The organism is Leminorella grimontii, assembly GCF_039789245.1.
Classification (GTDB): Bacteria; Pseudomonadota; Gammaproteobacteria; order Enterobacterales; family Enterobacteriaceae; genus Leminorella; species Leminorella grimontii.
Genome location: NZ_CP146357.1, coordinates 3,763,044 through 3,789,711, shown reverse-complemented (window position 1 = coordinate 3,789,711; position 26,668 = coordinate 3,763,044). Strand labels below are relative to the sequence as shown.

23 protein-coding genes are annotated in these 26,668 nt (G+C 54.2%); 19 read left to right on the top strand and 4 right to left on the bottom strand.

Annotated elements, in window-relative coordinates; genetic code table 11:
- The first annotated feature begins 29 nt into the window (after positions 1-29).
- On the top strand, positions 30-1,376 hold the full coding sequence (locus V8L73_RS17430) for an MATE family efflux transporter (protein ID WP_347253599.1): 1,347 nt from the start codon (positions 30-32) through the stop codon (positions 1,374-1,376).
- On the opposite strand, the gene V8L73_RS17425 is transcribed toward V8L73_RS17430, so the two are convergent.
- The 4 genes from V8L73_RS17425 to V8L73_RS17410 all read right to left on the bottom strand — a co-directional run bounded on the left by V8L73_RS17425 (position 1,373) and on the right by V8L73_RS17410 (position 6,383).
- Positions 1,373-3,262, bottom strand: a complete 1,890-nt coding sequence (locus V8L73_RS17425; protein ID WP_347253598.1) for a diguanylate cyclase domain-containing protein — start codon at positions 3,260-3,262, stop codon at positions 1,373-1,375. The two genes, V8L73_RS17430 and V8L73_RS17425, sit on opposite strands and share 4 nt — an antisense overlap.
- 99 nt (positions 3,263-3,361) lie before the next feature.
- Positions 3,362-4,873, bottom strand: coding sequence for a diguanylate cyclase domain-containing protein (locus V8L73_RS17420; protein ID WP_347253597.1), 1,512 nt, complete (start codon positions 4,871-4,873; stop codon positions 3,362-3,364).
- A gap of 470 nt (positions 4,874-5,343) precedes the next feature.
- The gene (locus V8L73_RS17415; protein WP_347253596.1) at positions 5,344-5,667 is read right to left on the bottom strand and encodes an AzlD domain-containing protein; all 324 of its coding nucleotides are present in this window, start codon (positions 5,665-5,667) and stop codon (positions 5,344-5,346) included.
- The gene (locus V8L73_RS17410; RefSeq protein ID WP_027275352.1) at positions 5,664-6,383 is read right to left on the bottom strand and encodes an AzlC family ABC transporter permease; all 720 of its coding nucleotides are present in this window, start codon (positions 6,381-6,383) and stop codon (positions 5,664-5,666) included. Before V8L73_RS17410 ends, V8L73_RS17415 begins: the two co-directional genes overlap by 4 nt.
- Before the next feature lie 273 nt (positions 6,384-6,656).
- On the opposite strand from V8L73_RS17410, the gene V8L73_RS17405 reads away from it, so the two are divergent.
- From V8L73_RS17405 to tssH, 18 genes are all read left to right on the top strand, one after another.
- Positions 6,657-7,238 (top strand): NAD(P)H-dependent oxidoreductase, encoded by a 582-nt coding sequence (locus V8L73_RS17405; RefSeq protein WP_261832490.1) that lies wholly within the window; start codon positions 6,657-6,659, stop codon positions 7,236-7,238.
- A gap of 100 nt (positions 7,239-7,338) precedes the next feature.
- Complete coding sequence (locus V8L73_RS17400) at positions 7,339-8,181, top strand: AraC family transcriptional regulator (protein ID WP_347253595.1); 843 nt, start codon at positions 7,339-7,341, stop codon at positions 8,179-8,181.
- Positions 8,182-8,234: 53 nt separating this feature from the next.
- On the top strand, positions 8,235-8,867 hold the full coding sequence (locus V8L73_RS17395) for a LysE family translocator (protein WP_347253594.1): 633 nt from the start codon (positions 8,235-8,237) through the stop codon (positions 8,865-8,867).
- 27 nt (positions 8,868-8,894) lie between these two features.
- Positions 8,895-9,887, top strand: a complete 993-nt coding sequence (locus tag V8L73_RS17390) for a zinc-binding dehydrogenase (protein ID WP_347253593.1) — start codon at positions 8,895-8,897, stop codon at positions 9,885-9,887.
- Between the two features lie 25 nt (positions 9,888-9,912).
- Complete coding sequence (rnz, locus tag V8L73_RS17385; RefSeq protein ID WP_347253592.1) at positions 9,913-10,827, top strand: ribonuclease Z; 915 nt, start codon at positions 9,913-9,915, stop codon at positions 10,825-10,827.
- Between the two features lie 105 nt (positions 10,828-10,932).
- The gene (gene kdgR, locus V8L73_RS17380) at positions 10,933-11,724 is read left to right on the top strand and encodes a DNA-binding transcriptional regulator KdgR (protein WP_261832495.1); all 792 of its coding nucleotides are present in this window, start codon (positions 10,933-10,935) and stop codon (positions 11,722-11,724) included.
- A gap of 70 nt (positions 11,725-11,794) precedes the next feature.
- Positions 11,795-12,862, top strand: coding sequence for an FAD-binding protein (locus tag V8L73_RS17375; RefSeq protein WP_347253591.1), 1,068 nt, complete (start codon positions 11,795-11,797; stop codon positions 12,860-12,862).
- Between the two features lie 155 nt (positions 12,863-13,017).
- Positions 13,018-13,977, top strand: coding sequence for a D-2-hydroxyacid dehydrogenase family protein (locus V8L73_RS17370; protein ID WP_347253590.1), 960 nt, complete (start codon positions 13,018-13,020; stop codon positions 13,975-13,977).
- Positions 13,978-14,222: 245 nt separating this feature from the next.
- Positions 14,223-14,546: a FaeA/PapI family transcriptional regulator gene (locus V8L73_RS17365; RefSeq protein ID WP_036024239.1), complete on the top strand. Its 324-nt coding sequence runs from the start codon at positions 14,223-14,225 to the stop codon at positions 14,544-14,546.
- Positions 14,547-15,061: 515 nt separating this feature from the next.
- On the top strand, positions 15,062-15,925 hold the full coding sequence (gene tehB, locus V8L73_RS17360; RefSeq protein WP_347253589.1) for an SAM-dependent methyltransferase TehB: 864 nt from the start codon (positions 15,062-15,064) through the stop codon (positions 15,923-15,925).
- Positions 15,926-16,072: 147 nt separating this feature from the next.
- On the top strand, positions 16,073-16,417 hold the full coding sequence (locus V8L73_RS17355) for a DUF4156 domain-containing protein (protein ID WP_027275362.1): 345 nt from the start codon (positions 16,073-16,075) through the stop codon (positions 16,415-16,417).
- Between the two features lie 913 nt (positions 16,418-17,330).
- Entirely contained in the window at positions 17,331-17,843 is a 513-nt protein-coding gene (gene tssB / locus V8L73_RS17350; protein WP_027275363.1) for a type VI secretion system contractile sheath small subunit, read from the top strand.
- A 37-nt stretch (positions 17,844-17,880) separates the two neighbouring features.
- Positions 17,881-19,416, top strand: coding sequence for a type VI secretion system contractile sheath large subunit (tssC, locus tag V8L73_RS17345; protein ID WP_027275364.1), 1,536 nt, complete (start codon positions 17,881-17,883; stop codon positions 19,414-19,416).
- A 27-nt stretch (positions 19,417-19,443) separates the two neighbouring features.
- Positions 19,444-20,796: a type VI secretion system baseplate subunit TssK gene (tssK, locus tag V8L73_RS17340; protein WP_347253588.1), complete on the top strand. Its 1,353-nt coding sequence runs from the start codon at positions 19,444-19,446 to the stop codon at positions 20,794-20,796.
- Positions 20,793-21,452, top strand: a complete 660-nt coding sequence (gene tssL, locus V8L73_RS17335) for a type VI secretion system protein TssL, short form (protein WP_347253587.1) — start codon at positions 20,793-20,795, stop codon at positions 21,450-21,452. The genes tssK and tssL overlap by 4 nt, the downstream gene beginning before the upstream one ends.
- Before the next feature lie 161 nt (positions 21,453-21,613).
- Positions 21,614-23,329 (top strand): OmpA family protein, encoded by a 1,716-nt coding sequence (locus V8L73_RS17330; protein WP_347253586.1) that lies wholly within the window; start codon positions 21,614-21,616, stop codon positions 23,327-23,329.
- A gap of 10 nt (positions 23,330-23,339) precedes the next feature.
- Entirely contained in the window at positions 23,340-23,828 is a 489-nt protein-coding gene (locus tag V8L73_RS17325) for an Hcp family type VI secretion system effector (protein WP_027275366.1), read from the top strand.
- Between the two features lie 122 nt (positions 23,829-23,950).
- Positions 23,951-26,662: a type VI secretion system ATPase TssH gene (gene tssH, locus V8L73_RS17320; protein WP_347253585.1), complete on the top strand. Its 2,712-nt coding sequence runs from the start codon at positions 23,951-23,953 to the stop codon at positions 26,660-26,662.
- Positions 26,663-26,668 lie beyond the last annotated feature (6 nt).

Here is a 26,668-nt window from a genome sequence, read left to right as displayed (position 1 = left end):
CTCAAACAAGATATCACTGTAGGTGAAATATGTTATCAGATACGCGCATAGGGGCGCTTTTCGCCCGTTATGCCGTTCCGGCGCTGATCGCGATGCTTGTGAGCGGCACTTATCAAATCATTGCTGGCTTTTTCGTTGGCCGCTATATCGGCAGCGACGGGCTGGCGGCGATTAACCTCGCCTGGCCGATGGTTGGCGTTCTGCTGGCCGTGGGCCTGATGGTAGGCATCGGCATCGGCAGTCACGTGTCCCTTTCCCGGGGCGCAGGCAAGGGGAAACTGGCGGCCGCCTATATTGGCCAGCTTCCTTTGTTGATTATTATCCCTGGCCTGCTGCTAAGCGCGGCGCTGTTCTACGGCGGAAGGGCGATGCTGGCGCTTCAGGGAGCAGAAGGGCGGGTGCTTGACTATGGCCATGACTTTCTGAACGTTATTGCCTTTGGCGCGCCGCTGGTGCTCGGCAGCATTGCCGTGCCTTACCTGATGCGTAACCTGAACGCGCCGCGTCTGGCGACGACGTTTATGGTCATCGGCGCGCTAATGAACATTGCGCTGGACTACCTGTTTATCGTCATTTTAAAAATGGGGCTGTTCGGCGTGGCGCTGGCGACGCTGATTGCCGAGTCCACCGCGATGGTGCTGGCACTGTGCTACGTTTTTAGCCGACGCAGCCCGGTTCGCATCGCGAAGAGCGATTTCACGACTCGCGGCGATCTGTGCTGGAAAATCTGTAAAAACGGCTCATCGAGCCTGTTTATGTACGTATATATCAGCGTCATCATTGTTGCCTATAACTTTATGCTGCTTAAGCACGGTGGAGCGATAGAGGTGGCTGCATATGCAATCGTTGGCTATTTACTGACGTTCTACTACCTGCTGTCAGAAGGGTTGGCGCACGGCATGCAGCCGCTGGTGAGCCGCTTTTTTGGCGCTCGGGACGTCGCCTCGACCGGCAAGATTTTGAGGCTGGCTTTGATGTACAGCGTGGGCGGAGGGATTGTCTATACGCTGGCCATGCTGCTGTTTCCAACGGCGTTCTCCGACTTCTTCGCAGGCGACGATCGCGCGTTGTCTGAGGTGACGGCGGTTGCTATCCGCCTGTCTCTGTTCATGCTGTTTACACAGGGGTTCTTCGTTATCACCGAAGCGTTTTTCCAGTCTATCGGCGAAGGGCATAAGGCGCTGGTCATCACTATCTGTAATATGGTGATTCAGCTGCCGTTTCTGTTCATTTTGCCGCACTTTTGGGGCGTTAACGGCATCTGGCTTGCGATGCCGATATCGGCAGTCGTGCTGGCTGTACCGGTCTTTTTCCTGCTGCTTAAGCAGATAAGGCTGATTAATCGTCGCGCTATGCCTATCGAGACGACTGTTTAATCGTCAACGAGTTCGATGTGGTAGGTGCCTTTACCTTCCTGCTTAGCTCGGTACATGGCCTTATCTGCGCTGGAAAGCAAGGCTTCCGGCGTAAGGTTTTGCGTATTGCGGGCGATAACGATGCCGATGCTAAGGCTCAGTCTGACGGGGATGCCGTTAATTTCCCTCTGTTCGGCCAGCTTCTTAAGCAACCTTTGGCTGATGGTTTTTGCTACCTCAATAGGATTGTCCGGATGTGTTAGCAGGATAGTAAATTCGTCCCCCGCCAGCCGCGCGGGGATGTCTTCCAGCCTCACAGCGCCGCTGACGATGGTGGCGACGTTTTTTAATACCCTATCGCCAAAGTCGTGGCCGTAGACGTCGTTAAACTGCTTAAATCCGTCCAGATCGAGGAAAAACAGCCCAATCCAGGGATGCATATCGCCATCCTGGAGGTAGGCGTTGAGCGTATTGAGAAACGAGCGGCGGTTGGGCAGGCCGGTGAGAATATCGTGGGAGGCTTCGAAAATCAGCGTCTCCTGCAGCTGTTTGAGTTCGGTGATGTCTAGCGAAAGAATGTAAAACTCGCTCTGTTCTCTATCGTTATGAGGTATGAGCGTTGTCTGGACGTGCTTGATCCCCTGGCGCGTCATCAGCTTGTTTTCAAACGCGACGCGCTGGCCGTCAATCACCCGACTTAAATAGGCTTTGGAGCGTTTAAAGCTCTCCTCACCGATAACCTCCGGCATGTATTTACCGACGGCGGAAAAGCCGAACCAATCTTCGTAAGTTTTGTTGCTGAAAGTGTAGTGAAGATTGTGGCTGACGCAGCTGATGAGCGCCGGTACGTTGTCGGTAATTTCTTTCAGTCGTTCTTTTTCGATATTGAGCAGGGTTTCTGCCTCAATGCGCTGTTCCACCTCTTCGTGAATCAGGTGCAGCGTGTTTTCCAACTGTACGGTGCGTTGCTTAACGCGGGCCTCTAATTCGTTGGTCAGCTTGCGAAGCTCGGTTTGGGCCGCGACCCTTTCGTCGATATCAACGATGACGGCGATAAAGTGGTGGGGTTCGCCCTGACGGTTTTTTACCAAAGAGACGGTCAACAAAATCCAGAATGCGCTCTCTTGACTGTTTATATAGCGTTTTTCAATGGAATAGGTTTCTACTTTACCGGCCAGTATTTCTTGCATCATGTGCAGGTCGGACTCCAGGTCGTCGGGATGGGTGATTTCCTGGAAGGTTTTATGCAACAGCTCATTCTCGCGATATCCGAGCAGGGCGCAGAGCTTGGGATTGACCCGCAGCCATTCTCCGTTTAGCGCGACGCTCGCCATGCCGACGGCCGCCTGATTGAAGGTTTGCTCGAACATTGATTCCGTCGTGCTGAGCGTATCCTCTACGGTTTTGGTGTAGGTGCTTTCCTGCAGGCTGTGGAAATACTGCTCGACCAGCTTGGCAAAGTCGCTCAGATTGTTGACGTCTTTATCACTGAAGCTGCGGGGCTTGGTGTCAATGATACAGAGCGTGCCGAGTGCGACGCCTTCCCGTGAATGGATTTGGCAGCCTGCGTAAAACACCAGATGAGGGTCATCAACAACCGGTGGAATATCGTGAAATCGGGGATCTTTTCGTAAGTCGGGCACGACCAGCGTGCTGTTTTGCAAGATGGCGTGGCTGCACACGGATATGTCTCTCGGCGTTTCGTGCAGGTGGAGGCCAAAACAGGATTTAAACCACTGGCGATCCTTATCTATCAGCGTCACCAGCGCGACCGGCACGTGAAAGAATTCGGCCGCCAGCCGGGTTATGCGATCCAGCCGCTCGGAGGGCGGCGTATCCAGAATGCGTAAAGCGTTTAGAATATTCAGACGTTCCCGTTCGTTATCGGGGAGCCGGGCGGGTATCATTCATGCATTCTCGTCACTTTAACTGTTAGTGCCTAAAAGTATAGTGCAAACAGGGGTATTTTCACGGATGCGCCTTCACCCTTCCTGCAAAATGAAAATTTACTCTTCTTCAATGATTTTATAGGTTCCTCGACCGTTGGCCTTAACCTGGTACATAGCCTTGTCCGCTTGAGAAATCAGCCACTCAGGCGTGACGTCCGGCGCGTTTTTCTTGATGATAACGCCGATGCTCATGCTCAGATTAACGGGCGTTTCTCCAATGCGCTTGATGCTCGCCAGCGTTTTTAGCAGCCGCTCACAAATGTCGGTGACCACGTGGCGGGGATGGCTGTCTCCGTGGAGCAGGATCGTGAATTCGTCGCCGGCAAGCCGGGCGGCGATATCGGTTGAGCGAACGGCATGTTTTAACGTTTGGGCGACGGTTTGCAGCACGCGATCGCCGAATTCGTGACCGTGGTTGTCGTTAATGGCCTTGAACCTGTCCAGGTCCATAAAAAACAGCGCGATCCACTGTGACTTTGCGCTTGGTAGCAGCTGCTGAAGAGATTCCATAAAGGCCCGACGATTAGGAAGGCCGGTTAGGGCATCATGGGATGCCTTTACGATAAGGGAATCTTGTAAGGACTTAAGCTCGGAGATATCAAGCGAGAGCACATAAAATTCTCCGCGAGACGGATCGGGGTTGGGGATCAGGGTTGTCTGTACGTGCTTCAAACCTTCTCGCGTGACGAACTGATTTTCATAAACAACCTTTTCACCCTTCATCATCGAAGACAGGTAGCGCTCGGCCAGCAGGAAACTGTGTTCTCCCACGACCTCTGGAACCCGCTTACCGATAATTTCCTGCGGTGGGATATTAAACCAGTCGCTGTAGGTTTTATTGGCGAAGGTGTAATAATAGTCATGATTGATGCAGCTAATTAGCGCAGGGACGTTATCCGTGATTTCTTTTAGGCGGTTTCTTTCAATATTGAGAAGCGCTTTAATTTCGTTGTTTTTTTCCACCTCTGCGTTCATCATGCGGAGCATGATTTCCAACTGCTCGGTACGATCTTTTACTCTGCTTTCCAGCTCGCCGGCCAGCTTCTTAAGCGCATTCTCCATTTCCACTTTTTCGTTGATATTAACGACGGCGGTAATAAAGTGGCTGGGATTATGCTGCGCGTCGCGTACTAAAGACACGCTGAGCAGGATCCAAAATACGCGGCCCTTCTTGTCGATATAACGTTTTTCGGTGGTGTAGGTTTGAATGCGGTCGTTAAGCAGGTCGTCAATCAGCTCAAAGCCAATATGAAGATCGTCAGGGTGCGTCACGTCTTGAAAGGTTCGGCTAAGCATCTCATCTTCAGTGTAGCCCAACATGTCGCACAGCTTGCCGTTGACCTTAAGCCACTTGCCGGACAGCGAAACGTTGGCCATTCCCACGGCGGCCAGGTTAAACGTCTGAATGAACATTGATTCGCTGTTCGTCAGGCTGTTTTCTATCGACTTGAGGCGACGACCTTCTTCCTGATAATGAAAATAGCGCTCTATAATTTTAGCGAAATAACGGAAATGTTTTTCATCTTCGTTGCTGAATTCATGCCGTTTTATATCAATCAGAGACAGCACGCCGAATATATTTCCATTTTTGGTGTAGATAGGATGACCCGCGTAAAATATAAGCCCGGGAGCGCCCGTTATAAAGGGATGGTTACAATAATCAGGAGCCTCTCTCAGATCGCAAATGATAACGGGATCCTTATTGGAGAACATGTTTTCGGCAACGGTGTGATGTTTATTTTCTTTTTTCTTATTTTGATTAAAAAAAGAGTGTTCCCAATGGGACTCGTTATCTGTTTGAGTAATTAATGCGGCCGGTACGTGAAAGTGATCGGCTATCAGGCTGGTTATATTATAAAGCTCTTCGGAATTTGAAACGTTTAGCGTTCGAACGTTAGAGCTTAGCGCGCTTGCGCCTTTCTTTAATAGCGTAGGGATCATCCTTGTACTCTTGATAGAAGATGAAGTTATCAAGAGTATAAGGCAAGAATCTTATTAGCTGTTATAAATTTCCGATCGAAAATAGAAATTATCTTTTATTAAAAATAAGATGATAATCCAGTTTTTAATAGCATAAAAATAGCTAGGCTTAGCACGACGGAAATTAGCGTGTTTCGAATAAACATTGCCAGCAATATAGAAAAAATCGCGCCGATAAAATAAGGATTAAGCGGGGTGTCTCTAAAGCCGCCGTCGTTTAAAAATATAATCGGTGCGCAGATAGCCGTTAAAATGGCCGGTATCGAGAAACTCAGCAGCTTTTTAATCACCGGGCTTAGCTTAATAGGCAAGCTGGGCTCGAGAAAAACGTAGCGATTGAAGAAAACAACCAGCGCGGTAGAGATAATAATTACCCAAATCATGCCTTTTCTCCAATAGCAAGTGACGTAATTAACCCGGCGAACATGGCGATGACGCCTGAAATAATCAAGGAGCTCGGAACCTGAAAATAGCCCAGAACGACCGACAGAATCAGTGCGGTGAGCACACAGACCAGCGTGGGCAGGCTTTTTATCAGGGGAACGACAATGACGATAAAGGTTGCGGCGATGGAAAAGTCTAAGCCGTAGCTTCCCAAATCCTCTATCTGCGTAGCGGCTACGGCGCCGGCCAGCGTTGAGGCGAGCCAGAATAGATAAAAGAACAGCCCGATCCCCAGTGCGTACCAACGGTCAAAGTTTTTCTCCCGGCGCTCGCCTATCAGAGCGAACAGCTCATCCGTCAGTAGAAAACCCAAAATCAGACGCCAGCGTAGCGGCAGCGGCGCAATGCGTTCACGCATCGTCAGGCCGTAGAGCAGGTGCTGTGATGAGATAAAAAAGGCCGAAATAAGGATAGCAACGAGCCCTGAGCCCGCTTTAATCATGCCCATGGTGGCCAGTTGGGTCGCGCCGGCAAAGATAATGGCCGACATTCCAACCCCCTGCGCCGCCGTAAGCCCGGTTTCAATCGCCATTGAGCCGGCTAACAGGCCCCATGGCAAAACGGCCAGGCTCAGCGGCAGTATAGCGATACAGCCTTTAACAAAGCTGAGCCAGGGAGAATGAGGAGGGTTTGTGTCTGACGTAAGTTCACTCATAGTTAGCGGCCTGTTTCCTTTTTTATTTTTGTGAGGGAACTCACCATCTTGAATGAAATTATGCCGTTCGCCAAGCGCAAAGGGAGCATTTTCTCTACCTCTTTAGCTATTTTTCATTTAACAGACGAAACGGGTTTGAGGAATTGTTGACTGTGAGTCAATTATCTTATGCGATTATTGTGGTTTTTCCGTTCAATAGGGCGAGTAGAATAGAGCCTAATCCATTCAGCGGCGCTTGGCCGCAGACTCTTTCTTATCGGACGGAACAATATTATGAGCAACGTTTTAATCGTCAACGGCATGAAAAAATTTGCCCACTCTAACGGCGAACTGAATATGACTTTACACCGCGCGGCGGTTGAAACGCTGCAAGGGTTGGGCCACAGCGTAAAAGAAACCATTGTCGACCGCGGCTATGAGACCGAAGAAGAGATCGAAAAGTACCTGTGGGCCGATACCGTCATCTATCAACAACCCGGCTGGTGGATGGGCGCGCCGTGGATCCTGAAAAAGTACATTGACGACGTGTTTACCGCCGGGCACGGCCGCCTGTATGAAAACGACGGGCGTACGCGTTCTGATGACGCTAAAAAATATGGTTCCGGCGGCCTGATCCAGGGCAAAACCTACATGCTGTCCGTAACTTGGAACGCGCCGGAAGAGGCGTTTACCGATCCAGAACAGTTCTTTGAGGGCGTCGGCGTTGACGGCGTCTATCTGCCGTTCCATAAGGCCAACCAGTTTTTAGGCATGTCGCCGCTGCCGACTTTCCTGTGCACCGACGTGATGAAGCGTCCTGATGTGGAAAACAACCTTAAGCGTTTGAATGAGCACCTGACGAAGGTATTTGGATAAGTAGGCGAAATCTGCTTTTTAAAACGGTCATTTTTTAATGACCGTTTTTTTACCCACGCGTTAAGATAGGCGTTTCACCGTTGGAACTGGGGGCCGTCGTATGCAAAGTGCGCTTGGGCAAGTAAAGTCGGTTAAACAGGGATACTGGCGAAGCCAATTTTTGCCGCACGTGGAGCTGCGCTCGACCTATCAAAGCCGCGTGGGGTACGGAGAGCATCTCCACCGGGCGTTTTCCATCGGCGCTATTCTTGAGGGACAAACCTGCGTACGCTACCTCGGGCAAGAAAAACGAGCCCAGGCCGGAGAGCTGGCGCTGATTGAACCCGGCGCTGCGCATAGCTGTAATCCGATAGGCGAGCAGGCCCGAAGTTATCATATGCTCTATATTAACGCCGACTGGTGCCTTGAGCGCCTCTCTTCCCTTTTAGATTCGCGGGTTGAACGCCTGCGCTGCTCCTGCTTTTCTATAAACGATCCCATCCTGTTTTCACGCTACCTGTCGCTGGTCGATGCGTTGATGCAGCGAGAGCCGCAGGCTTGGGAACGTGCGTTTGCGGCGTTTATAGACCCATTGATGCTTCGCTACTGCTCGCCCGACTTACCGTCGACGGAACGCGGCGCGGTTCGTTTTATGCGCAGCCGTCTGCAGGAAAGCCTGTCGTCGCCGCCAACGCTTGCCGAACTGGCGAACGATCTCAGCCTTCGGCCAGAAACGCTGATCCGCGCCTTTTATCGAGAGGTCGGCATGACGCCCCATGCCTATGTCAACAGCCTGCGCATCGAGTGGGCAAAGTCGCTGCTTAAAGAAGGGGAAAGCATTGCCGATACGGCGCAGACGGTAGGGTTTAGCGATCAAAGCCACTTTCACAAGCGCTTTGTCGCCGCGACCGCCGCCACGCCGGGGCAGTATCTGTTCGAGAGATCAATTTTTGACAATCCATAGCCCTCCCACGAGGGCTAAAGTCTTTCCGGTGTTTCACAACCGGATAGGACCTTATGATAAACGAATGGTTACCGTCGGCGTTTCTTCCGCTGGCGCTGGCGCATGGCGTTGCGCTTTTAAGCCCTGGCCCCGACTTTTTTCTGTTGACCGGCTACGCGATACGCTATCGGCTTCGCGGCAGCGCGTTCATCTGTTTAGGCATCGCGCTGGGCAACGCAGTTTATATCGCCGTAGCCATCGTCGGATTTCGCAGCGTTGCCGGCGCACAGGGGCTGTTTACGCTAATTCAGGCGGCGGGGGCGCTCTATTTGCTTTATATTGGAACGCAACTGCTGAAAAGCCGCCCCGGAGAACTTACTCTCAATACGACGTCAGGCGGCGTTTCAGCCTTCAGGCAGCTGGCGCTTGGGCTCGGGTCATCGCTGCTGAATCCTAAAAATGCGCTGTTCTATATGAGCCTGATGACCTCCATACTCGGAAGCCAGGTAACGCTAACACAGCAGATTGGTTGCGGTATCTGGATGTTTTTTGCCGTGCTGCTTTGGGATCTGCTGGTGGCATCGGCGATTGGCCTTCCTGTCGTACAAGAACGGCTTGGACGCTGGCTACACTGGATTGAACGCGGCGCGGGCGCTGTTTTAGTCGCAATGGGGCTGGGCCTGATGGTTGATATTGCCATAACGTAATGACGTAAACCGGTTAAGGAGCAAACAATGCCAAAACAAACGCTGTCGTGGTGCTGGTCGCAGCCCGGAGAGCCGGACTCTCTGTCTTTGAGCCATACCGAACTCCCCGAGCTCGGTGGCGATGATATCGTTGTTGCCAATCGGGTCATCGGCCTGAATCCCGTCGACTGGAAGTTTATCGCTCAGCCTTTTAACCTCTGGGAGCCGGGACATATCCCCGGCGTCGATGGAATGGGGACCGTTGTGGCGCTGGGCGATCGCGTGCGCCATCTGCGCATCGGCAGCCGCGTTTGTTACCATACCAACCTGCGTACGAACGGCAGTTTTAGCCATCATACCGTGATTTCCGCCAAGGCGGCGATCCCCGTTCCTGAATCCGTCACCGACGAAGCGGCGGCCGCGCTTCCCTGCCCAGGGCTGACGGCATGGCAGGCAATGAAAAAGGTGCCGGACCTTAAGGGTAAGCGCGTTTTGGTCAGCGGCGCGGGCGGATCCGTGGGCTCAATACTGACCCAGCTGCTGATTGAGCAGGGCGCCCTGGTTTACGCCACCGCCAGCGAGATTAATCATGCGCGGCTTGGGCATTGGGGCGTCGTTGCGACGTTCGACTACCGTCAGAGCGACTGGCGGCAGCAGCTGCGTCAACAGTTGGGCTCTCACGCGCTGCACGCCGCGTTTGATATGGTTAGCGGCGAACATGCCGCCACGCTCGCACCGCTTCTTGGTTACTATGGCCACTTGGTTTGCGTACAGGATCGCGTTAGCTCATCGCCGGTCGGTGCGTTTACTACCTGCCTGTCCCTGCATGAGATCGCGCTAGGGGCTATGCATCAGCACGGCAGCGACGCCCAGTGGGCCGAACTGGTTCTGGCCGGGCAGGGGCTTTTGGAGAGCGTCTCTCGCGGCGCGTTGACGCTGCCGCCTTTTGACGTCAGCCCGTTTGACGCGTTGCCGGAAAGCCTGATGCGCCTTAAGCGTAACGATCGTGCGATTAAATATCTGATTAGAATAGAGTCATAGTGTTAAGCAAGGAAAAGAACGACTAATGGAACTCCTCTTTTTAGGCACCGGCGCAGGGACGCCATCCAGGCTGCGCAACGTGAGCAGCGTTGCGCTGACGCTAACGGATGAAGGCGGCGCGGTCTGGCTGTTTGACTGCGGCGAAGGCACCCAGCACCGGATCCTGCGTACCGCTATAAGTCCGGGCAAGATTGAGAAAATATTCATCACCCACCTGCACGGCGACCACATCTTTGGCCTGCCTGGCCTGTTGACCAGCCGCTCCATGCTTGGCGCGAACGGCGCGCTGACGCTCTATGGGCCAACGGGCATTAAGGCCTATGTAGAAATCGCGCTGGCGACCAGCGCCTCCTACTTAACCTACCCGCTGGAGATTGTGGAGTTTGAACCGGGCGTTATCCATCAGGACGACCGGTTTTGCGTCACGGCGCTGCCGTTAAACCACGTAGTGCCCAGCTTTGGCTATCGCATTGAGGAATCGGACCGGCCGGGTTCGCTTGACGCCGCGCGCCTCAAGGCCGCAGGCATTAGGCCGGGGCCGCTGTTTCAGCGCCTGAAAGCGGCAGAGCGCGTTCAGCTTGACGACGGTAGAATTATCGATGGGCGGGACTTTCTGGGGCCTTCGATTAAGGGGCGAAAGGTGGCGATTTTTGGCGACACGGCGCCGGCGGAAAACGCCTCGCTGCTGGCAAACGGCGTAGATCTCATGGTGCACGAAGCGACGCTGGAAGCCTCCATGGCGGAACGGGCCAACGGGCGTGGGCATTCGACTACCCGCCAAGCCGCGCAGGCGGCAAAAGACGCCGGCGCCAAGCGCCTTATCGTTACCCACCTGAGCCCGCGCTACGGCAAAGAAGATGAGGAACGCCTGCTTGAGGAATGCCGTACGGTTTTTCCCAATACGGAAATGGCCGCCGACCTGACGTCGTTTACGGTATAACCCACGGATTTTTTATGAAGAATTGTTAGAGCTAACTTTTTAACATTATACTGGAAACAGTGTTCCAATTTTTCTGAAACGAAACCCGAAACAGGTGGCAGCGCCATGGCGGCAGAGGATTTAGATAAACAGCCGGATTCCGTCTCTTCCGTGCTGAAAGTGTTTGGCATTTTGAACGCGCTGGGCGATGAGCGCGATATCGGCATTTCCGAGCTGGCGCAGCGGGTAATGATGTCAAAAAGCACCGTCTATCGTTTTTTGCAGACGATGAAAGCGCTGGGCTACGTTAGCCAGGAAGAAGAAACGGAAAAGTACTCGCTAACCCTCAAGCTGTTTGAGCTGGGCTCGAAGGCGCTTGTGCACGTCGACGCGATCCGCTATGCCAACGGCCCGATGCGCGAGCTTTCGCGGCAAACTAAAGAGGCCATCCACCTCGGCGCGTTGGATGACGACGCCATCATCTACATCCACAAGATAGACTCGCAGTACAATCTGCGCATGTATTCCCGCATCGGTCGCCGTAATCCCGTTCACTCCACCGCGATCGGCAAAGTGCTGATGGCCTGGTGCGAGCCCGGCCTTCGCGAGGATACGTTGGCTAAAATTACCTTTAGTCCCGGAACCGGTAAGGCCGTTCAGAGTAAGGAGGCGTTGCTGCCCCTGCTGGAAAACGTGCGGGCGCAGGGGTATGCCGAGGATGTAGAAGAGCAGGAGGAGGGCGTGCGCTGCATCGCGGTGCCGGTGTTTGACCGCTTTGGCGTCGTAAACCTGGGCCTAAGCCTCTCTCTGCCGACGGTTCGCTTCAGCGAAGAGGGCAAGCCTGTACTGATTGCCTTACTGCACGCGGCCGCGCGCAACGTATCGTCACAGCTGGGCTATCACGACTACCCGTTCTGAACGGCGCTTCATGCCGGCTTCACACGTGTCGTATAACTTCCTCGTCTATTAATAAACGGGGAGATTTACAATGGACTGTTATGACGTCGCCATTATTGGCTTAGGCCCGGCAGGCGCAACGCTGGCGCGATTGCTGAGTGAGAAACTTAGGGTTATCGCGCTGGACAAAAAGCGCGCAAGCGGAAGCGAAGGATTTCAAAAGCCCTGCGGCGGGCTACTGGCGCCGGACGCACAGCGCGCCTTTATTCGTTTTGGGCTTAACCTGCCGACCAGCGTTATCGCCAACCCGCAGATTTTCAGCGTCAAAACGCTGGACACCCAGACCGGCATTACCTGTAACTATCAGCGCAGCTACATCAACATCAATCGCCACGCCTTCGACCTGTGGATGAAGTCGCTGGTGCCCGAACGCGTGGAAGTCCATCATGATACGCTGTGCAAGCGCCTTGAGCGCACGGATGAGGGCTACCGTGTGACCTTTGTAGAAGACGGCGAAGAAAAGCGTATCCACGCTCGCTATCTGGTCGGCGCCGACGGCGCTAACTCGATGGTCCGCCGCTATCTCTATCCCCGGCATGAAATTCGCCGCTATCAGGCTATCCAGCAGTGGTTTGAAGATAAACATCCCGTCCCGTTTTACTCCTGTCTGTTTGATAACGACGTGACGGATTGCTACGCCTGGAGCATCAGTAAGGACGGCTACTTTATCTTTGGCGGCGCGTTCCCGATGAAGGAGGGGCGCGAACGCTATGACATGCTGAAAGAGAAGGTGGAGCGCCACCGTTTTACCTTTGGCACCGCGTTGAAAAGCGAAAAGTGCACCGTGCTGTGCCCGTCCGGCTGGCGAGACTTCGTCTGCGGCAAAGACGACGCGTTTTTGATTGGTGAAGCGGCGGGCTTTATCAGCGCCAGCTCGCTGGAGGGAATTAGCTACGCGCTAGACAGCGCGGAGCTGCTGAGCCGAATATTGAATAAGGGCGGAACGTCTTTGAATCCGTCCTACCGAAAGAGCACGTTCAGGCTGAGGCTCAAGCTGCTGAGCAAGGTGTTCAAGGCTAGAATTCTGACAACGCCATGGTTACGAAAGCTTATTATGAAAAGCCGAATCAGCCACATTGAGCAGGCGTCAGCGCGTTAGGTTCTCCGCGTATAGTGATGAGGCACGGTCTGGAACGCGTTGTCAGGCAATATCGGAAATTAGAGGTCAGGCAAGGTTTTTATATCGGGCAGCGTGTACATTCTCGACATCTTAATCCTATATAACCGATTGATTGAATGGAGTTTATGCCGATTATGAACTTAAAGTGTGTAATTCTCGACGACTATCAGAACGTTGCACAGACGATGGCGGATTGGTCGACTCTGAAGGGGAGCGTAGACGTCTTTTCTCTAACCGAACATATTGACGATGAGTCGCAGCTTGCCGAGAAGATTGGCGACTGCGACATTGTCGTTATCATGCGCGAGCGCACTCCCTTCACCGCTTCACTGTTTGCCCGACTGCCAAAGCTTAAGCTTCTGATTACCTCGGGCATGCGAAATGCTTCTATCGATCTGAAAGCGGCCAGTGCGCAGGGTGTGACCGTATGTGGGACGGCGAGCGGCTCAGAGCCGCCGATGGAGCTCACCTGGGCGCTAATTTTAGGGCTGGCGCGTCACGTCGTGCAGGAAAATAACGCTTTTCGTCAAAGCGGGCCGTGGCAGAGCAGCGTGGGCATGACCCTGAGCGGAAAACGCCTTGGCCTGCTGGGATTGGGTAAAATTGGCGGACGCATGGCGCAGGTAGCCAACGCGTTCGGCATGCAGGTATCGGCCTGGAGCCCTAACCTGACGGCGGAGCGCGCTCAGGAGTGCGGCGCTCGGCTTGTGGAATCAAAAGAGGCGCTTTTGAAAGAAAGCGATATCGTCTCTATCCACCTGGTGCTGGGGGAACGCAGCCGCGGTCTGATTGGTCGCGATGAGCTCAATATGATGAAGCCGAGCGCCCTGCTCATTAACACGTCGCGCGCCGCGATTATCAACCAGAACGCACTGATTGACGCATTAAGGGAAAACCGCATCGCCGGCGCAGGGCTGGACGTATTTGATATCGAGCCGTTACCCAAAGATCACCCTCTGCGCACGTTGCCTAACGTGCTGGCTACCCCGCACCTTGGTTACGTAGCGGACAGCAACTACCGGGGATATTTTGAAGGCGCGGTTGAAGATATTCAAGCCTTCCTTGCAGGCGCCCCCGTTCGACAGCTGAAGTAAAACCATTAGCCATTTTTCGTTGGAGGCTCCGTTATGGCGGCGCCTCTGACGATAATATGGAACATTGGGCGCTTTAAGAATAAAAGGGTTATTTCTTGACCTCGGGGTATTATTCAACGCATTCTTATCCGGACGGATAAAAATGAAAGAGAAGATAATATCCATCAGTGATGGATGAATTTTTTCTAATTCGTGTATAATCCGGAAATATTTATGCCTATTTTATATTTCTCTTGGGGGGATAAATGAAAAATAGTGATGAGTCGGTACAAAAAGTCACAAAAGGCGCAGCGATTACTCAGGAAATATTGGACGCTCTGGCGCAGAAGTGTGCCGAGAAATATGCCGCGGTAAAGGATAATGTTACTATTAGCGCCGATATGAGCGATGAGACGCTGCGTAAAATTGCGCCTACGACCAACGATATTGCAGAAAGCTGCATTATTAACGTTTATCAGGCTCGCTACTATCTGCTTAAGCTGATGGAAGAAGGGCTGGTGTTAAAGACCGGCGTGAAGAAAGGGTATCCTCTGCACTGGTGGCTGCTGGGCTCCGAGAAGCGGGCGTAGTTACAGCTACGTTGACGGTTCTTTCTCTCTTATTGTTGACTATTAGCCTGCGTATTTTTTAGCGTAGGCGATGATATTATCTCGTCGTTTGTCAATTAGCGGAAAGCCTTCGTTCACCGCGTTGACATCGGCCAGTATCGCTATATCTGTTAGTTTCAGTTCTCTTTTTCCGTATGAAACTCCGCCGTTCTCTCGCTGCGTTATATGCCTTTCTCTCTTTAAGTTACAATACGCATAAATATTATTTTTAATTAGCCTATCTCGTTTAAGGGATTCTATTACGCTGACGGGATTTTTATTTATGCCTGTTGCTAAGTATATTTAAAGTGGGACTAAAGTCTCGTTTGTTATTTCAGAAAACTCTTTTAGGCCTTACTTTGACATAAATGGCAACGGCGCAAAGAAGCGTTGCATGCTAGGATTACTCATCGCTTACCGCACCAACAGCGTCCGACGCGCTAAGCTTTATCTTTATCGCCAACGGCGTTTGGCTGTGAAAAATAAAGAGGTCTGAGATGGAGTCCCTGATTTGTTATAAAGAAATGCCCCGCTGGAGTCGCGAAACGATCCCCGATGCGTTTATGCAACAGCACAATACTCAAGCCGGCACCTGGGCTAAGCTTACCGTCTTTCGGGGCGATATGACGTTTGCTATGCTCAATGAAGACGGAACCGAAACGGAACGCTTCGTTTTTTCTCCTGAAAGCCAGCCGCCGCTCGTCGCGCCGCAGGCGTGGCATCGGATTGTATCCTGCTCCCCCGATCTGGACTGCCAGCTGGCTTTCTACTGCCAGCCGGAGGACTATACCCAGAAGAAGTACGGTATGACGAAAACGCATTCCGAAGTGATTAACGCCGGGCGCTACGTTGAGCCCTGCAAAGCGCTGGATCTTGGATGCGGCTCAGGGCGCAACGCGCTTTATCTCAATAAGCTCGGATTTGACGTTACGGCATATGACAAAAATGAGATGAGCATTCAGGCGATTAACGACATTATCCAAGCCGAGTCGCTAAACGGCCTGCGGGCGCAGGCGTGGAACATCAATGAACAAGACATTACCGAGCGCTACGGCTTCATTTTCTCAACCGTCGTTTTCATGTTCTTAAACCGCGATCGGGTGCCCGAGATTATTCGCAATATGCAGGAAATGACGGAGCCGGGCGGCTATAACCTGATCGTTTCCGCCATGTCGACGCCGGACTTTCCCTGTCCGATGCCTTTCTCATTCACCTTTTCTGAGAACGAGCTGAAAGAGCGCTATGAGGGTTGGGAAATCGTCAAATACAATGAAAACGTGGGAGAGCTGCACAAAACGGACGACAGCGGGCAGCGGATCCGACTGCGCTTTGCTACGCTGCTTGCGAAGAAAACCGTCTGATTTCCCTACTAGGGAGTTACGGGACACTCTCTAGGGCACAGCCTAAAGCGGCGTTGCGATAGGGAAGGTGAATAGGGTACTCTGACTTGGATAATCTCTATGGGGCGTTTAGCTTGGTCCCGTTCTTAAAAAAGATATGGAGGAAACATGCGGATTCAATGGTTACTAGGCACTACGGCAGCGCTGCTGTTAGCCGGCTGTAGCAGTACTAATACGCTTACCGGCGCGGGCCAACAGGTACGGCTCGTGGACGAGCAGCCCGGAGCTCAGTGTCAGCTGCTGGGCAGCGCCGAAGGCCGCCAAAGCAATTGGATGTCTGGCGTAAACAGCGAGTATGATTCTTTCCAAAGCGCAACTAACGATCTGCGCAACAAGGCTGCGGCCATGGGCGGAAACGTGCTTTATGGCGTAGTGAGCGAAAAGCAGAACATTCTGTCCGATCTTGCACCGATGGATACTAAGGTTGTTGGGCAGGTTTATAAGTGTCCTTAACGGACAGATTTACCTCTCCGCTCCGGCCTATCGGCCGGAGTGCTGCCGTCTAAGTACGGCGTTTCTTTTATGATATCTTCACCTTTCGAAAAAACCTCCCTGCTTAAATTTTGACCAGTCACTGGCTGCGTGCATGATTTTTTAAAAAATATTTAAAATAATTAGCGTGTTATCAATTCATAAGATGAATGGCTCTTCTTCGCTATCTGGATAAAATAGAGAAAGAAATCACATATTTCTAATAATTAGAAAATTATCAGGGTTAATATAAGATAAAGATATGTTATGAAATAGCCATTTACTGTTTCGCTCTGTCGTTGATAGCGCCAATACACCGTATCCGTTGTGTTGTTTATTTGGTTAAAATCATATGATTTATATGAAATTAATTTTCATTGGCTAATTCTTTATTATCTTATTTATTCTCAATTTTAATTTTTATTAACAAATAAGATAAGAATTACTAAGGATAAGCTTAAAGGGTGTCATAAAAAATCGCCTCATCATGTTTTATAGAAAATAATTAAAAAATAATTTTCTCGATGATCTGATTTTTATTTCATATTTTATTTTCTTTGTTCGTTATCAATTAAATTTTTTAGTGAAGGAATAATAGAACCTGTCAAAGTTAACAGGTATGAATAGATACTCTGGTCTGATATAAAATCCGCAAAATAGTCATTTAGTGAAGGTTAAATTTCATACAAAACCTAGGCGAAAAGAAGGTTGACGTAAGGAATCTATTATTAACGCTGGTCTGTTTATTAGTGAAATTAGCAAAGAAAGCCACTGTTATTGACCATGAGGGGCTCCCTCATCCGAGATAGGTCGGGTATTTCAGGGTATTAAAGCATAAGGAAATAGGGATCGTAGTCGTGGTGTGTTTTACCTATAAGGAATCAGGAAAAAAGATATGGCCGATAGTTTTCAAAATGAAGTCCCTGCCGCACGCGTAAATATCAAGCTGGATCTCCATACCGGCGGCGCACAGAAAAAGGTTGAACTGCCGTTAAAGCTGTTAGTCATGGGAGATTATAGTCACGGTCAGGAGAATCGTCCGATCGCTGAAAGAGAAAAGATCTCTATTAACAAAAACAACTTTAATGCGGTATTAGCCGATCTCAATCCTAAAGCGAAGCTGACAATTAAAAACACGCTTGCCGGCGACGATTCTGAAACTAACGTCTCACTTAGTTTTAAAGACATGAAAGATTTTGAACCGGAGCAGGTTGCTAAACAAATACCCGCTTTGCGCTCACTTCTCGCTATGCGTAATTTGCTGCGTGACCTTAAATCCAACCTGTTGGATAACGCCACTTTCCGCCTGGAGCTGGAGCGTATTTTAAAAGACGAACAATTATCCGATGAGCTGCGCGCTGAATTAGCCGCTATTGGCTCTCTGCCGGGCGATGGCTCCGCGCAATAACGTCTTTTTTCAATACGTATTTTAAGAAGGATTTTTTATGTCTACGCAAAACGTGAGTTCCGCAAAAGCGGGCAGCACTACGGTAAAAGAAAACGGCGGCGTCTATCAGTCGCTGTTTGACAAAATCAACCTGACGCCGGTCGCTCAGTTTGACGATCTGGTTAAGTTTCAGGACAACGACGCGCTGGCGGAAGCTTCTGCCGACGAACGCGTCACGATGGCGGTTAACGTCTTTCTGAACATGGTTCAAAAGTCTGCCCAGAAGGTGGACAAGCTGGACAAGAGCCTGCTGGACTTCCACATCAGCCAGATCGATAAGCAGCTCAGCGAACAGCTGGACGCCATCATGCATCACCCTGAGTTTCAGCAAATTGAGTCTGCGTGGCGCGGCCTGAAGTTTCTGGTCGACCGTACGGACTTCCGTCGCAACGTGAGAATCGAAGTGCTGGACGTCTCCAAAGAGGCGCTGCAGCAGGACTTCGAAGACGCGCCGGAAACCATCCAAACCGGTTTCTATCGCCATACCTACATTCAGGAATACGACACCCCCGGCGGCGAGCCGATCGGCGTAACTATCTCTAACTTTGAGTTTGGCCGCGGCCCTCAGGACATCGCCCTGCTGCGCAACGTTTCCAAAGTCGCCGCCGCTGCGCACATGCCGTTTATCGCCTCCGTAGGCCCGGCGTTCTTCGGTAAAGAGACTATGGAAGAAGTGGCGGCCATCAAGGATATCGCCAACTACTTCGATCGCGCCGAGTACACCAAGTGGAAGAGCTTCCGCGATACGGACGATTCGCGCTACATCGGTCTGACCCTGCCTCGCGTACTTGCGCGTCTGCCTTACGGCCCGGACACCGTGCCGGTGCGTAATTTCAACTACGTTGAGCAGGTGAAGGGGCCGGATCACGATCGCTACCTGTGGACCAACGCCTCGTTCGCGTTTGCCGCCAACATGGTGAAGAGCTTTATCCGCAACGGCTGGTGCGTTCAGGTGCGTGGCCCACAGGCGGGCGGCCTGGTCGACGACCTGCCGATCCACCTTTACGATCTGGGCACCGGCAATCAGGTGAAGATCCCGACCGAAGTATTGATTCCGGAAACCCGCGAGTTCGAGTTCGCCAACCTGGGCTTTATCCCGCTGTCGTTCTACAAGAACCGCGACTACGCCTGCTTCTTCTCCGCCAACTCGACTCAGAAGCCTGCGCTTTACGACACCAAAGAAGCAACGGCCAACAGCCGCATCAACGCGCGCCTGCCGTATATCTTCCTGCTGTCTCGTATCGCTCACTATCTGAAGGTCATTCAGCGTGAAAACATCGGCGCGACCAAAGATCGCCGCGTGCTGGAGCTTGAGCTGAACACTTGGATCAACAATCTGGTGACGGAAATGACCGACCCGAGCGATGAAGTTCAGGCGTCGCATCCGCTGCGTCAGGCGAAAGTGCTGGTTGAGGACATTGAGGACAACCCGGGCTTCTTCCGCGTGAAGACCTTCCTGGTGCCTCACTTCCAGATCGAAGGTATGGATATCAACCTGTCTATGGTGTCACAGATGCCAAAGGCCAAGGCGTAATCCCCCCGGGATCTGGAGTCTGCAACAATGAAGATCCACCGCCCGCTATGGACTGAAGGCGCCTTTTTGTCGCCGGAACAGTTCCAGCAGCAAAGCCGATGGGAAGCGTTCAGCAACGATCAGGTAGCCAGACTCGGTCTGGCTAACCCCTGGGGCGTCCAGCGCGCGACGTTTGACCCTCAGGCGCTGTCGCTTAATCGGCTCCATGCGGAAAGCCTGAGCGTCCGTCTTCCCGACGGCACCTGGATTGATACCGACGTGTCGGACGCTTTACCGCCGGCTCGCGACCTGCGGCAAAGCGTCCCGGCCGATCGCAGCTCCGTAGTCGTGCTGCTTGGCCTGCCGCTGCTGCATGCCAACGGCGGCAACTGCCATCAGGACGGCGCACATTCCGAAAGGCCGCTGCGCTATCGTCAGGAGTGGGTTGAGGTGCAGGACCTGTTTGGGCAGGGAAATGAGTCCATCGCCGTGGAGCGCTATGCGCTCACGCTGCTGTTCGACTTTGAAGAGCAGGGCGACTACCTCACCTGCCCCATAGCGCGCCTTAAGCGCGATGCGAACGGCGTATTCACCGTTGACGCTTCGTTTCTTCCGCCGATGCTGAATCTGACCGCCGCGGGCGGCGTTTTGACTCAGCAGCTGGACATGCTGTGCACGCAGGTGCAGGCCAAGCGCCAGCGCCTGATGGGCATGCGGCGAGAGCGCAATCAGCAGATGGCGGAGTTTGCCGTAGCGGACGTTTCGCTGTTCTGGCTTTTGAACGCGCTTAACGGCCACGAGCCGCTGCTGAAGTTTTTGCAGCAGTATCCGGCATCTCATCCTGAGCGCCTTTACCAGCAGCTTTCGTCGCTGGCCGGCGCGCTGTTGACGTTCTCTCTTGAGCACGACGTTGAGGCTATTCCCGCCTATCAGCACAAGCAGCTTAATCAGGTTTTTCCGCCGCTGTTTCGACTGATTAGCGAACTGCTGGAAGCCAGCCTGCCGTCGCGGGTCATCGCCATCGAGCTTATTCACGATCGCGGCACCCGCTGGTCGGGCCGCCTGCAGGACGTCCGCCTGACGGAAGACGCCGATTTCTTCCTGTCCGTGCGTTCGTCCATGCCGGCGCACCAGCTGCAGGAGCTGTTCCCACTGCTGTGCAAGGTAGGTTCTCCGGACGACGTCAGCCAGATAGTCAACTCGGCGCTTTCCGGTATTCCTCTCAAAACGCTCAGCCACGTGCCGGCAGCCATCCCGCTGCGTCTGGATAACCAGTACTTCGCGCTGGACTTAGCTCACCCGGCTGCGGCCAGCATGTTGGCCGCCCGCTGCTGTGAGTTTTATGTTCCCCGTTCGCTGCCGGACGTTTCACTGGAGCTTTTTGCGGTACTTAAATCATGAGTCAAAGCAGTCAAACCGTTTCCATTGACGACCTGTTGCGCGACGTCGCCCTGACCGTCGTCCACCTGCGGGCGGGCGCCGTCGTCGAGAAGGGCGAGGTTCTCTACAAACGCTGCGTGGATCAAATCACCGAGCTTCGTCAGCGCCTGACGGAGATGCAGTACGATGCCGCCGTGATTGACGACGTGAGCTATGCCACCTGCGCGCTGCTGGATGAAACCGTTCTGCAAAGAAGCAGCGACGAAGGCTATGAAGTGTGGCAAGGGGTGCCGCTGCAGGTGACGTTTTTCAACACCTATCAGGCGGGAGATACGCTTTACGAACGCATTCGCGAGCGCATTCGCCATCCTGAGGGAAGCCAGCTGGTGCTGGCCTGCTACGACCGCGTGCTGGGACTGGGCTTTCAGGGCCGCTATCAGTCGCAGCCGCAGGGCGAGCGGGAAGCGCTGGTGATGGCCGTACGCGATTTGCTGCCGAAAGCCTCAAGCTCAAACGGCGGTTCGTTGCTGAACGCCTTCTCCGGCGGAAAAGGAACGTGGCGCGGCGCCTCTCTGCTGTTCTGGACAGGCGTTTCGCTGGTGGCGGTGACGGCGCTGTATTTTGCGCTGCGCTACCACATAGACAGCCTGCTTTCACAGCTGGTGCAAGGCGCGTAGCAACATAGTAAGAATACCGAGCCCGGCATTCTTACTGCGGCCGGCGTAAAGACGCGGAGCGTTTTTAAAGACAAAGAGGGGCAAGGAGCGCCCGTCGGCGCGGTGAGGATCCCGTTCGGAAACAGGCCAATCGACGTGGGATTAAAACTAAGGATGTAAAAGTGGGTGATTACCCTTGGCGAGTCCAGCTGCTATACGCCACGTGCCTGTGTTTGGCGCTGCTGCTGTTCTTCCTACCTCTGCCTGCGGGCTGGGTAGTTATAGGCTGTGTGCTGACGCTTTTAGTCAGCGGTTACAAAGGGTGGCGCACGCATCGGTATGCCAAACAGGTCAAGTACGTATCTCCCTGGCTCGATTCGCTGGAAGAACGGCTTGAAGCACTGCCGGAGCGCCTAAGGCGCCGACTGCCGGTTATTTTAGTCACCGGCGATGCAACGGCGGACTACTTTCCCAATGGGGAAACCGACCGGATAGCGGTCACCGGCAAGGGGATATGGATAGCCGTACCGGCAATGGGCGAACTGGCCCTGACGGCGGATGCGTTGAGCGGCCGCTGGCCGGAAACGGCGGGAAGGATCGGAGTGATGTTTACTCTCTCTCCTGAACGCCACACAACGGCAGCGGCGCTGCTGGGATATTTACAGACGTTTCGCCAGTCGTGGGCGGACGCCAGCAGAACCAGCGGCTATCGGCTGCCGAGCTATTTGGCCGTAAACGCCGAGCTGGGCGCCCCGTCAGTAGAACCTCAGTGGTTCTGGTGGACGGAGCAAGAGGATATCCGCCTGTTGGACAACGCGCATACCGAGCTTGAAGCGTGGCGTCATCAGGGGGAAGGGCAGCAAAGCTGCCAGCGCGAAAGCCTGGCGGTCATGCTTAAAACGCTGCGGCGCTGGCTTAATGAGAACGTTCTGGAGCCGCTTAGCGACAAACGGTTACCGGTTCCCCCGTGGACGCCGGGGGCGGTAGCGTGCCTGAACGCATCGAGCGGCGGTAGCGCCGGCGGTGAAGAAAGCCTCTGGCGAAGCCATCTTGGCAAGCTGACGACGCTAGCTCTGCCTCTTGCTGAAAACGCTTCTTCGTTCAGCCTGCCGGAGCCGCTGGTCAGCAATATGCCGGTCAGCTGCCCGATGGCGCCCAAAAAGCGGGCGCTGTGCCACGCATTGACGTTTACCGCGCTGTTTGCCGCCGTAGCCCTGTGCTCATCGGCCTATAACAACGTCGGGCTGCTTGAGAGCCTGGGAAGAGACCTGTCGGCCTATCACCGCATTCCGATGGAGAGCTATGACGACAAGTTGGAAAGCCTGAAGGTGCTGAAGGCGGACCGCGCGCTGCTGGATAAATACTACCGCGAAGGCGAGCCGGAGCGTTTAGGCGTAGGGCTCTATGCCGGAGCGAGAATGATACCGCCGCTGGACGTCGCCATTATGGCCTATCGTCCAAGGCCGCCGCCTCCGCCGCCGCAGATCGTGGTGGAAGCGCCGAAGGTGGTGCGGTTAGACAGCATGTCGCTGTTTGACACCGGCAAGGCGACGCTCAAGCCGGACTCCACCAAAGTGCTGGTGGATGCCTTAATCAACGTTAAGGCCAAGCCGGGATGGCTGATTTTGATTGCGGGCCATACCGACGTGACGGGCGACGCCGAACGCAATCAAGCGCTGTCTTTAGCCAGAGCGGAAGCGGTCCGCGACTGGATGATAGAGACCAGCGATATTAATAAAACCTGTTTCGCCATTCAGGGGTACGGAGCTACAAAACCCATTGCCGATAATGCAACGGCCGAGGGAAGAGCGGCTAACCGCCGAGTGGAAATCAGTCTGGTGCCGGATGCGTCCGCCTGTCGGTCGACGTCTGAGCCTCAGATATCTCAAAAAAACTAAGGAGAGAGTAATGGCAATTCCTGCATACCTGTTTATCAAAGACGATGGCGGCGCCGACATTAAAGGTTCTGTCACGGTTCAGGGACGTGAAGGCAGTATCGAAGTGGTTGAGTTTGAGCACAAGCTCCACATTCCTACCGACGGCAACACCGGCAAGCTGACCGGCACCCGCGTTCACGCGCCTTTGAAGTTCGTCAAAGAAGTCGATTCTTCTTCTCCGTATCTGTACAAAGCGGTTTCCACCGGCCAGACCCTGAAGTCTGCCGAAATCAAATGGTACCGCATTGATGACGCAGGTCAGGAAGTTGAGTACTTCAACACCATGATGGATACGGTAAAAATCGTTTCCGTTAAGCCGGTGATGTACAACATCAAGGACGCATCTAAAGAGCGTTATAACCACCTGGAAGAAGTGGAAGTCCGCTACGAAAAAATCACGTGGACCTACAAGGATGGCAACATCATCCATTCCGACAGCTGGAACGAAGGCCGCGGTTAATCCCGGTCGCCGGGGCGCGCCAGGCGCTCCGTTAGCTAAAAACGTCGGCGAGTTCTCGCCGACGTCACTCTCAATCCCACTTATTCATATTGTTATCTGTACTCGTTGAGCAGGGAGCCCCAATGATCTCCGATCCTTCCGTTTTATTACGCCGACTCAATCCATACTGCGCCAAGGCGCTGGAGGCCGCGGCCAGCCTGTGCCAGACCCGCGCCCACCCGGAAATCACGCTAGAGCACTGGCTGTTGAAGCTGCTGGAGCAGGGCGCAGGCGATCTGACGGTGATTGCCCGCCGCTACGAGCTGGATCTGGACGCCGTTTGGCAGGCGCTGCTCAATCAGCTAGAAAATTTACCCCATACCGTACAGCAAAAGCCGGTGCTGTCGGGCGTTGTGCAGGAGCTGCTAAAGTCGGCCTGGCTCATCGCTTCGTTAGAAAATCGCGTAGAATCCATTCGTTCAGCCCACATCTTGCAGGCGCTGATCGACAACCCGCAGTGGCTGAAGGCGCGCGACGCCTGGCCTCTGCTGAGCGTTTCACAGGTGCAGCTCCAGCGGCTGCTGCCGATATTGGACGAGCTGTCCGATGAAAATCCGGCCAGAGTCAATGCGCCACAGTACGAGGCAGCCGAATCCGTCGACAGCGCCGCCGCTGCCGTTGCGTCGCCGCTGGCGCCAAAAGTTGCAGGCGCGCCAAACGCCTCCGTCCAGCCGACGGCCCTCGACCGCTTTACCGTCAACCTGACGGCGCGAGCCAAAGAAAGCAAAATCGACCCGGTGTTCGGCCGCGACGTAGAAATCCGCCAGATGGTGGACATTCTTTCCCGCCGCCGTAAAAACAACCCGATACTGGTCGGCGAACCGGGCGTGGGCAAAACCGCGCTGGTTGAAGGGCTGGCGCTGCGCATTGCCGAAGGCAACGTGCCGGACAGCCTCAAGCCGGTCAATATTCACGTTCTGGACCTGGGATTGTTGCAGGCAGGCGCGGGCGTAAAGGGCGAGTTTGAGCAGCGCTTGAAAAACGTTATCGACGCCGTTCAACAGTCGCCGACGCCGATTTTGCTGTTTATCGACGAGGCCCACACCATCATCGGCGCAGGCAATCAGGCCGGCGGCGCTGACGCCGCTAACCTGCTTAAGCCGGCGCTGGCGCGGGGCGAGCTGCGCACTATCGCCGCGACCACCTGGTCTGAATACAAGCAGTACTTCGAGCGCGACGCCGCGCTGGAGCGCCGCTTCCAGATGGTGAAAGTCGACGAGCCGGACGACGACACCGCCGCCCTGATGCTGCGCGGCCTGAAGTCGCGCTACGCCCAGCACCACGGCGTACACATTCTCGACGAAGCGGTGCGCTCCGCCGTCGCGCTTTCTCGCCGCTACATCACGGGCCGTCAACTGCCGGACAAGGCTGTCGACCTGCTCGATACCGCTTCCGCCCGCGTACGCATGAGTCTGGACACGGTGCCGGAAGAGATCACCCTGCTGGAAGCCAGGCTGTCGGCGCTGGAATATGAAGACGTCGCCCTGAAAGAAGACCGTGAGCTGGGCGAAAGCGTAGACCGCTCTCGCCTGGAGGATATCGCCGCTGAAAAGGCGGCGGTGGCCGAGCAGATTGAGGCGCTTAACAAGCAGTTCGCCGAAGAAAAAGCCATCGTTGAACGCCTGATTGCCCTGCGGGCAAGCAAGAAAGAGCAAGAGGCCGACGGCGGTGTAGAAGAAGCGGATGAGATCCGCGAGCTTCAGGAACGCCTGCACTCCGGCTGCGGTGGTTCACCGCTGCTGTCGCTCGACGTCGACGCCCGCACCGTCGCGGGCGTTATCGCCGACTGGACCGGCGTACCGCTGGAAAGCCTGATGAAGGACGAGCAGAGCAACCTGCTGTCGCTGGAAAGCGAGCTGGCGCAGCGGGTTATCGGTCAGGACGAAGCGCTGATTTCTCTGGCCCAGCGCCTGCGCGCCGCCAAAACCGGCCTGACGCCGGAGCAGGGGCCGCTGGGCGTATTCCTGCTGGTGGGGCCGTCCGGCATCGGTAAAACCGAAAGCGCGCTGGCGCTGGCGGACCTGCTGTTCGGCGGCGAGCGCTCGCTTATCACCATCAACATGTCGGAATACCAGGAAGCCCACACCGTTTCCCAGCTTAAGGGCTCGCCGCCGGGGTACGTCGGCTACGGCCAGGGCGGCGTTCTGACGGAGGCGGTGCGCCGTCGTCCGTACAGCGTCGTGCTGCTGGACGAAGTGGAAAAAGCGCACCGCGACGTGATCAACCTGTTCTATCAGGTGTTCGATCGCGGCTTTATGCGCGACGGCGAAGGGCGGGAAATCGACTTCCGCAACACCGTCATTTTGATGACGGCAAATCTAGGCAGCGACCAGATGGTCGCGCTGCTGGAAGCCCAGCCGGAGTCGCCGACGGCTCTGCTGCACGAGGCTATTTATCCGATCCTTCGCGATCACTTCCAGCCCGCGCTGCTGGCCCGATTCCAGACGGTTATCTACCGGCCGCTGGGCGCAGAGGCGCTGCGCAAGATCGTGGCGATCAAGATGGGCAAAGTGGCCGAGCGCCTCCAGCGCCACTACGGCATTGAGTTTAACGTACAGGAAAGCCTGTTTGACACGCTGGTCAGCGCCTGCCTGCTGCCGGACAGCGGCGCGCGCAACATCGACAGCCTGCTGAATCAGCAGATCCTGCCGGTGCTGTCGCAGACGCTGCTAAGCCTTCAGTCCCAACAGCGCCGGGCCAAGGCGCTTTCGCTTGGCTATAGCGAAGAAGAGGGGATAACGCTGGACGTGGTTGAGCAGGGCGTTGAAGCGGCGGCGGTTGAGCACGCTGGCTGAATACGT

Bases quoted from the DNA above. Each gene is read 5' to 3' on its own strand.
- V8L73_RS17415 (WP_347253596.1), bottom strand. From the start codon at position 5,667: ATGATTTGGGTAATTATTATCTCTACCGCGCTGGTTGTTTTCTTCAAT.
- V8L73_RS17370 (WP_347253590.1), top strand. From the start codon at position 13,018: ATGAACTTAAAGTGTGTAATTCTCGACGACTATCAGAACGTTGCACAG.
- V8L73_RS17390 (WP_347253593.1), top strand. From the start codon at position 8,895: ATGCCAAAACAAACGCTGTCGTGGTGCTGGTCGCAGCCCGGAGAGCCG.
- tssC (WP_027275364.1), top strand. From the start codon at position 17,881: ATGTCTACGCAAAACGTGAGTTCCGCAAAAGCGGGCAGCACTACGGTA.
- V8L73_RS17410 (WP_027275352.1), bottom strand. From the start codon at position 6,383: ATGAGTGAACTTACGTCAGACACAAACCCTCCTCATTCTCCCTGGCTC.
- V8L73_RS17365 (WP_036024239.1), top strand. From the start codon at position 14,223: ATGAAAAATAGTGATGAGTCGGTACAAAAAGTCACAAAAGGCGCAGCG.
- V8L73_RS17430 (WP_347253599.1), top strand. From the start codon at position 30: ATGTTATCAGATACGCGCATAGGGGCGCTTTTCGCCCGTTATGCCGTT.
- V8L73_RS17400 (WP_347253595.1), top strand. From the start codon at position 7,339: ATGCAAAGTGCGCTTGGGCAAGTAAAGTCGGTTAAACAGGGATACTGG.
- tssH (WP_347253585.1), top strand. From the start codon at position 23,951: ATGATCTCCGATCCTTCCGTTTTATTACGCCGACTCAATCCATACTGC.
- tehB (WP_347253589.1), top strand. From the start codon at position 15,062: ATGGAGTCCCTGATTTGTTATAAAGAAATGCCCCGCTGGAGTCGCGAA.
- rnz (WP_347253592.1), top strand. From the start codon at position 9,913: ATGGAACTCCTCTTTTTAGGCACCGGCGCAGGGACGCCATCCAGGCTG.
- tssB (WP_027275363.1), top strand. From the start codon at position 17,331: ATGGCCGATAGTTTTCAAAATGAAGTCCCTGCCGCACGCGTAAATATC.
- V8L73_RS17375 (WP_347253591.1), top strand. From the start codon at position 11,795: ATGGACTGTTATGACGTCGCCATTATTGGCTTAGGCCCGGCAGGCGCA.
- kdgR (WP_261832495.1), top strand. From the start codon at position 10,933: ATGGCGGCAGAGGATTTAGATAAACAGCCGGATTCCGTCTCTTCCGTG.
- V8L73_RS17325 (WP_027275366.1), top strand. From the start codon at position 23,340: ATGGCAATTCCTGCATACCTGTTTATCAAAGACGATGGCGGCGCCGAC.
- tssL (WP_347253587.1), top strand. From the start codon at position 20,793: ATGAGTCAAAGCAGTCAAACCGTTTCCATTGACGACCTGTTGCGCGAC.
- V8L73_RS17395 (WP_347253594.1), top strand. From the start codon at position 8,235: ATGATAAACGAATGGTTACCGTCGGCGTTTCTTCCGCTGGCGCTGGCG.
- tssK (WP_347253588.1), top strand. From the start codon at position 19,444: ATGAAGATCCACCGCCCGCTATGGACTGAAGGCGCCTTTTTGTCGCCG.
- V8L73_RS17405 (WP_261832490.1), top strand. From the start codon at position 6,657: ATGAGCAACGTTTTAATCGTCAACGGCATGAAAAAATTTGCCCACTCT.
- V8L73_RS17355 (WP_027275362.1), top strand. From the start codon at position 16,073: ATGCGGATTCAATGGTTACTAGGCACTACGGCAGCGCTGCTGTTAGCC.
- V8L73_RS17425 (WP_347253598.1), bottom strand. From the start codon at position 3,262: ATGATACCCGCCCGGCTCCCCGATAACGAACGGGAACGTCTGAATATT.